This window comes from Pseudomonas sp. 2VD (assembly GCF_005503585.1).
In the GTDB taxonomy this organism is placed as follows: domain Bacteria; phylum Pseudomonadota; class Gammaproteobacteria; order Pseudomonadales; family Pseudomonadaceae; genus Pseudomonas; species Pseudomonas aeruginosa.
Genome location: NZ_SCND01000394.1, coordinates 1 through 5,342, shown reverse-complemented (window position 1 = coordinate 5,342; position 5,342 = coordinate 1). Strand labels below are relative to the sequence as shown.

Annotated in this window: 8 protein-coding genes and 1 pseudogene; 7 read left to right on the top strand and 2 right to left on the bottom strand. The window is 66.9% G+C overall.

The window, feature by feature from the left end; all coding sequences use genetic code 11:
* Together FFS27_RS28040 and FFS27_RS28035 are read left to right on the top strand one after the other, a co-directional pair.
* Positions 1-1,367 (top strand): PhoH family protein (locus FFS27_RS28040; protein ID WP_031763235.1); only part of this gene is annotated, 1,367 nt, incomplete at its 5' end.
* A gap of 116 nt (positions 1,368-1,483) precedes the next feature.
* Positions 1,484-2,260 carry a CHAD domain-containing protein gene (locus tag FFS27_RS28035; RefSeq protein ID WP_003110790.1) on the top strand — a complete coding sequence of 259 codons (777 nt, stop codon included), beginning with the start codon at positions 1,484-1,486 and terminating at the stop codon, positions 2,258-2,260.
* Between the two features lie 9 nt (positions 2,261-2,269).
* On the opposite strand, the gene FFS27_RS28030 is transcribed toward FFS27_RS28035, so the two are convergent.
* Positions 2,270-2,452 carry a hypothetical protein gene (locus tag FFS27_RS28030; RefSeq protein WP_021265239.1) on the bottom strand — a complete coding sequence of 61 codons (183 nt, stop codon included), beginning with the start codon at positions 2,450-2,452 and terminating at the stop codon, positions 2,270-2,272.
* A 162-nt stretch (positions 2,453-2,614) separates the two neighbouring features.
* Positions 2,615-3,043 carry an arsenate reductase ArsC gene (locus FFS27_RS28025; protein WP_003093032.1) on the bottom strand — a complete coding sequence of 143 codons (429 nt, stop codon included), beginning with the start codon at positions 3,041-3,043 and terminating at the stop codon, positions 2,615-2,617.
* A gap of 217 nt (positions 3,044-3,260) precedes the next feature.
* Here FFS27_RS28025 and moaC point away from each other — a divergent pair, with 217 nt between their 5' ends.
* The 5 genes and pseudogenes from moaC to FFS27_RS28000 form a co-directional block, all read left to right on the top strand.
* Positions 3,261-3,743 carry a cyclic pyranopterin monophosphate synthase MoaC gene (gene moaC, locus FFS27_RS28020; protein WP_003093030.1) on the top strand — a complete coding sequence of 161 codons (483 nt, stop codon included), beginning with the start codon at positions 3,261-3,263 and terminating at the stop codon, positions 3,741-3,743.
* Positions 3,740-3,991: a molybdopterin converting factor subunit 1 gene (gene moaD, locus FFS27_RS28015; protein WP_003110788.1), complete on the top strand. Its 252-nt coding sequence runs from the start codon at positions 3,740-3,742 to the stop codon at positions 3,989-3,991. Before moaC ends, moaD begins: the two co-directional genes overlap by 4 nt.
* Before the next feature lie 4 nt (positions 3,992-3,995).
* Positions 3,996-4,448: a molybdopterin synthase catalytic subunit MoaE gene (gene moaE / locus FFS27_RS28010; protein WP_003093025.1), complete on the top strand. Its 453-nt coding sequence runs from the start codon at positions 3,996-3,998 to the stop codon at positions 4,446-4,448.
* A 100-nt stretch (positions 4,449-4,548) separates the two neighbouring features.
* Complete coding sequence (gene moaB, locus FFS27_RS28005) at positions 4,549-5,106, top strand: molybdenum cofactor biosynthesis protein B (RefSeq protein ID WP_009313403.1); 558 nt, start codon at positions 4,549-4,551, stop codon at positions 5,104-5,106.
* Positions 5,103-5,342, top strand: a pseudogene (locus FFS27_RS28000) (molybdopterin molybdenumtransferase MoeA); the annotation flags it as partial. The gene moaB and the pseudogene FFS27_RS28000, both read left to right, overlap by 4 nt.

Sequence of the window (5,342 nt, the reverse complement as noted above, 5' to 3'; positions counted from 1 at the left end):
CCACCCAGCCCACCCTGTACGTCCTCGATACCAATGTCCTGATCCACGATCCGAATGCCCTGTTGAACTTCCAGGAACACCGCGTCGCGATCCCGATGACGGTGCTCGAAGAGCTGGACAAGCTGAAGACCGGAAAGCACACCATCGCCGCCGAGTGCCGCCAGGCCATCCGCCTGATCGACCAGGTACTCGGCGAGGCCACGCCCGAGCAGGTCGAGGGAGGGGTACCGATCCAGCGTGGCAAGAACGGCCCCAGCGGCAGCCTGTCGATCCTCATGAGCAAGCGTGCCGAGCCCATCACCTGGCTGCCGGAGCACCTCAACGACAACAAGATCATCAACCAGTTGGTCGAGCTGAAGAGCCGCCACAGCGGCGTACGCGTGGTGCTGGTGACCAAGGACATCAACATGCGCCTGAAGGCGCGCGCCTGCGGGGTGGACGCGGAGGACTACCACACCGACCAGCTGATCGACGACGTGGCCCTGCTGTCGCGCGGCTACCATTCCCTCGCCGGCTCTTTCTGGGACCGCGTGAGCAAGGTCGAGACCCGCCAGGACCACGGCCGTACCTGGCATCGCGTGCAGCTCACCGACAACCTGCCGGCGGTGCACATCAACGAGTTCATCGTCGACGAACAGGGCTTCGTCGGCTGGATCAAGGGCATCCAGCAGGACGAGCTGACCATCCTCGACCTGCACCAGGAGCCGCTCCTGCACCAGGAAGCCTGGGGCCTGCGGCCACGCGACGTGTACCAGTCGCTGGCGCTGTACGCGCTGCTCGACCCGGACATCCACCTGGTCAACCTGTCCGGTGCCGCCGGTTCCGGCAAGACCATCCTGGCGCTCGCCGCGGCCATCGAGCAGACCATGGTCAGCAAGCGCTACCGGCGCATCATCGCCACCCGCAGCGTGCAGGGCCTGGACGAGGACATCGGTTTCCTGCCCGGCACCGAGGCGGAAAAGATGGAGCCCTGGCTCGGCGCCATCACCGACAACCTCGAAGCGCTGCACATGGACGACGAATGCACCCATGGCAGCGTCGACTACATCCTCAGCAAGGTGCCGTTGCAGTTCAAGTCGCTGAACTACATCCGCGGGCGCAGCTTCCAGCAGAGCCTGATCCTCATCGACGAATGCCAGAACCTCACGCCGCACCAGATGAAGACCATCATCACCCGCGCCGGCAGCGGTTCGAAGGTGATCTGCCTGGGCAACCTGGCGCAGATCGACACGCCCTACCTGTCCGCCACCAGCTCCGGCCTGACCTACCTCACCGAACGCTTCAAGGACTTCCCCCACGGCGTGCACGTGACCCTGCAAGGGGTGCCGCGCTCGGTGCTGGCGGAGTACGCCGAGGCGCATATGTAACCACGCGGCGTCGCAGGCGTTGCGCTGCGCCCGGCCTCGAGCCGGGCGCAGCGGCTGGCGTTCACGGATCTGCAACATGTCCTAGACTTCGGGCCCCAGTTCCGGGAGTCCGCCGTATGGCTTTCGCCGCATCCGTGATTCGCACCGTTTCCGGCCTCGAAGTCGAGGTCATGCATGCCTATGCCAGGATCGTCGAGGGCACCGACCCGGAAGCGCTGCACGATCTGCGCGTCGCCGCCAGGCGCCTGCGCAGCCTGTTGAAACCGTTGCGCCTGGGGGCTCTGGCCGAGGACCTGGATCGCGCGGCGAAAGCCCTCGGGCAGGCCACCAATCCGATCCGCGACATGGAAGTGATGGCGGCCGAGCTGGAGCGCCATGGCCTGCTGATTCCGGCTTCGCTGCGCAGGCAGGCGGTGCTCCGCTGGTATCGGCAGGCAGGGAGCAGTCCACAGATCAAGGATTTGCTGGACGCACTGGACGCCTGGCCGGACGGTGTCCGGCGGGCGATGACGGAAGGTCGCCTCGACGATCTCGAGGCGGAGGCGAGCAAGCGAATCAGGCACCAGTTGCGCAAGCTGCTGGCGGCGCTCGACGATCCCGGACACGATCTTCACGACATCCGCCTGTTGGTAAAGCGCGCACGTTATTCGCAGGAGGCCTACCCGGACCTCTGCCCTCTGCCGGGAAAGGTGCTCGACACGCTGAAAACGCTACAGACCATGCTGGGGGATTGGCACGACCACCAGCAATGGTGCCTCAGGGCCGAAGAGCAGGCCGACCTGCGCCCCCTGAGCGCGGAATGGCGCAGGTCCGAGGCCGCCGCCCTGGACCGGGCCGAGGAATCCGTTCGGCGCCTTGCCAGGTTGCTGGGGAAAGCCATCGGCCGCACCTGAGCGGGTCGGCTACCTGGCCTGGCGGATTATCCGGGGCTTGGGCGAACCGGGCAGCGCGTGGGGGGCTTCGATCCGCTCGCGCAGTTTGCGCAGATATTCCCGACCTTCCCGTTCGGTATGGAAGGAGATGCGATAGGCGCCGACCTGGACGATCCATCCGCCCTTGGTCGAAGGGTGCATTCGCAGTTGCATGGGGCACCTCCCTGTGGGCCCTGTCCAGCGCTCCCGGCGCGGTATAGGTATTGACCAACGCTAGTCGAGCTTTCTCGACGCCGTCATCAAACCTTCATCTACCTTTCAGGACTGGCAGGTCGCCGGGAGGCACGGCGACTGGGGCGTCGCTGGTGGCGCGGCTCAGGAGCGTTCCCCATGGGGGCGGTTCTTCACTGCCAGGAACAGCCGGACCCGGTCGTTCAGCTCCTGCAGGACATGGCTGAATCCTTCCAGGCCTTCCTGGAGGGTCGGGTCGCTGCAGCTCCAGGCGAGGGTCTGGGCGGAGTGCGGCAACTGTGCGAGTTCGTCGGTGTCTTTGTCGCAGAGGTCGATGAGATAGTCGAAGGACTCCCCGGCGAAGGTCTCCAGCGGCTTGCTACTCAACCCTTGGGTCGGGATGCCGGCGTGTTCGAGCACGCTCAGGGTGCGCGGGTCGACGCCAGCGGGGCGCACGCCGGCGCTGAACGCGGCGAAATGTTCGCCGTCGGTGTGCCGCAGGATGGCCTCGGCGATCAGGGAGCGGGCGTCATTGGCGATACAGACGAAGAGTACGCGCAGTCGGTCCGTCATCTTTCCGTTCTCCGGAGCGGGAAGCCTGTTGCGATCTTAGTCCGATCGTCACGGACCGGCAGGGCTGTCAGGAAAATTTCACCGGGTGGTCATTCGCCAACGAGGGCATACCTCTTTCTGTATACAATCATTCCCCTTCAGAATCCGGCCAAACCATCCCCGCTCGCGTCCCAGGGCTTACAATGACTGGCCAGTACCTTCCATCAGGAGCACCCACGTGCTGACCCATCTCGATTCCCAGGGCCGCGCCAACATGGTCGACGTCACGGAAAAGGCCGTGACCTCCCGTGAAGCCACGGCCGAGGCCGTGGTGCGCATGCGCCCGGAAACCCTGCAACTGATCCAGGACGGCGGCCATCCCAAGGGCGACGTCTTCGCCGTGGCGCGGATCGCCGGCATCCAGGCGGCCAAGCGCACCCACGAACTGATCCCGCTGTGCCATCCGCTGCTGCTCACCAGCGTCAAGCTCGAACTGCAGGCCGAGGCGCCGGACGCCGTGCGCATCCGCGCGCGTTGCCGGCTGGCCGGGCAGACCGGCGTGGAGATGGAGGCGCTCACCGCCGCCAGCGTCGCGGCCCTGACCATCTACGACATGTGCAAGGCGGTGGACCGCGGGATGGTCATCGAGCAGGTCCAGTTGCTGGAGAAGCTCGGCGGCAAGAGCGGCCACTACCGCAAAGAGGAGGAAGGGCAGGCATGATCCGCGTGCAGTATTTCGCCCGTTACCGAGAAGCCCTCGGCGTCGACGGCGAGCAGTTGAACTGGGACGCCGGGCTGGCGACCCTCGGCGCCTTGCGCCAGCTCCTGGTGGAGCGCGGCGGGGCCTGGGAGCGTACCCTCGGCGAGCAGAACCTGATGTGCGCGCGCAATCAGGAACTGTGTGGCCTCGACGAGCCGTTGCAGGACGGCGACGAAGTCGCCTTCTTCCCCACCGTCACCGGAGGTTGAACCCATGGCCATCCGCGTCCAGCAGGCCGCTTTCGATCCGGGGCAGGAGCTTAACGCCCTGCATGCGCAGAACGTCGGCATCGGCGCGGTGGTCGGCTTCGTCGGCTACGTGCGCGACTTCAACGACGGTCGCGAGGTCGGCGGGATGTTCCTCGAACATTATCCGGGCATGACCGAGAAGGCCCTCGGCAAGATCGCCGCCGAGGCCGGGCAGCGCTGGCCGCTGCTGCGCCTGGAGATCCTCCACCGCATCGGCCGCCTGGAGCCGGGCGAGCCGATCGTCTTCGTCGGTTGCGCCAGCGCCCACCGGCAGGCGGCGTTCGACGCCTGCAACTTCGTCATGGACTACCTGAAGACCCGCGCGCCGTTCTGGAAGAAGGAAGACACCGCCGAAGGCCCGCGCTGGGTCGAAGGCCGCTGCAGCGACCAGGCCGCCGCGCAGCGCTGGGAGGAGTGACGTCTACCTCCTCGCGCCGCCGGCTTACCTCTTCGGAGGAATAGCCAGCCGGGGGCCCGCGGTTCAGGCTGAGGCATCGCCCGTTCCTAGGACCCCTTCCATGAGCCACCTGGCCACCTCCACCTTCCAGCCGCTGAACATCGCCATCCTCACCGTCAGCGACACCCGTACCCTGGAAACCGATACTTCCGGCCAGACCCTCGCCGACGCGCTGCTGGCCGCCGGTCATCGCCTGCACCAGCGGAGCCTGAAGACCGATGACATCTACCAGATCCGCGCGGTGGTCTCGGCCTGGATCGCCGACCCCGAGGTACAGGTCGGCCTGATCACCGGCGGCACCGGTTTCACCGCGCGGGACAACACCCCGCAGGCGGTCGGGCCGCTGTTCGAGCGCGATGTCGAGGGCTTCGGCGAACTGTTCCGCCAGGTCTCGCAGCGCGAGATCGGCACTTCCACCATCCAGTCGCGGGCGCTGGCCGGGCTCAGCAACGGTACCCTGGTGTGCTGCCTGCCCGGCTCGCCGGGTGCCTGTCGCACCGCCTGGAACGAGATTCTCCTGGCGCAACTGGACAGCCGCACCCGCCCGTGCAATTTCGTCCCGCACCTGAAGACCCCGCCAGCCTTGGCGCCGGTGGCCGGCTGCGGGTGCCGCTCGTGAGCGCTTGCGCCTGCGATGGCGGCCAACTGCGCCCGCTCGACGAGGCGCTGGCCGAACTGCTGGCGCGCGCGCCGCGCCCGCCAGCCTGCGAGAGCCTGGCCCTGGAGCGGGCGCTGGGACGAGTGCTCGGCGAGGACCTGCTGGCGCCGATGGACCTGCCGCATTGGGACAACAGTGCGATGGACGGCTACGCCTTGTGCTCCGCCGACCTGCCGCGCAGCGGCGGAGCACAAGGC

Coding starts and splice junctions, on each gene's coding strand:
- FFS27_RS28035 (WP_003110790.1), top strand. CDS start 1,484: ATGGCTTTCGCCGCATCCGTGATTCGCACCGTTTCCGGCCTCGAAGTC.
- FFS27_RS28030 (WP_021265239.1), bottom strand. CDS start 2,452: ATGCAACTGCGAATGCACCCTTCGACCAAGGGCGGATGGATCGTCCAG.
- FFS27_RS28025 (WP_003093032.1), bottom strand. CDS start 3,043: ATGACGGACCGACTGCGCGTACTCTTCGTCTGTATCGCCAATGACGCC.
- moaD (WP_003110788.1), top strand. CDS start 3,740: ATGATCCGCGTGCAGTATTTCGCCCGTTACCGAGAAGCCCTCGGCGTC.
- moaE (WP_003093025.1), top strand. CDS start 3,996: ATGGCCATCCGCGTCCAGCAGGCCGCTTTCGATCCGGGGCAGGAGCTT.
- moaB (WP_009313403.1), top strand. CDS start 4,549: ATGAGCCACCTGGCCACCTCCACCTTCCAGCCGCTGAACATCGCCATC.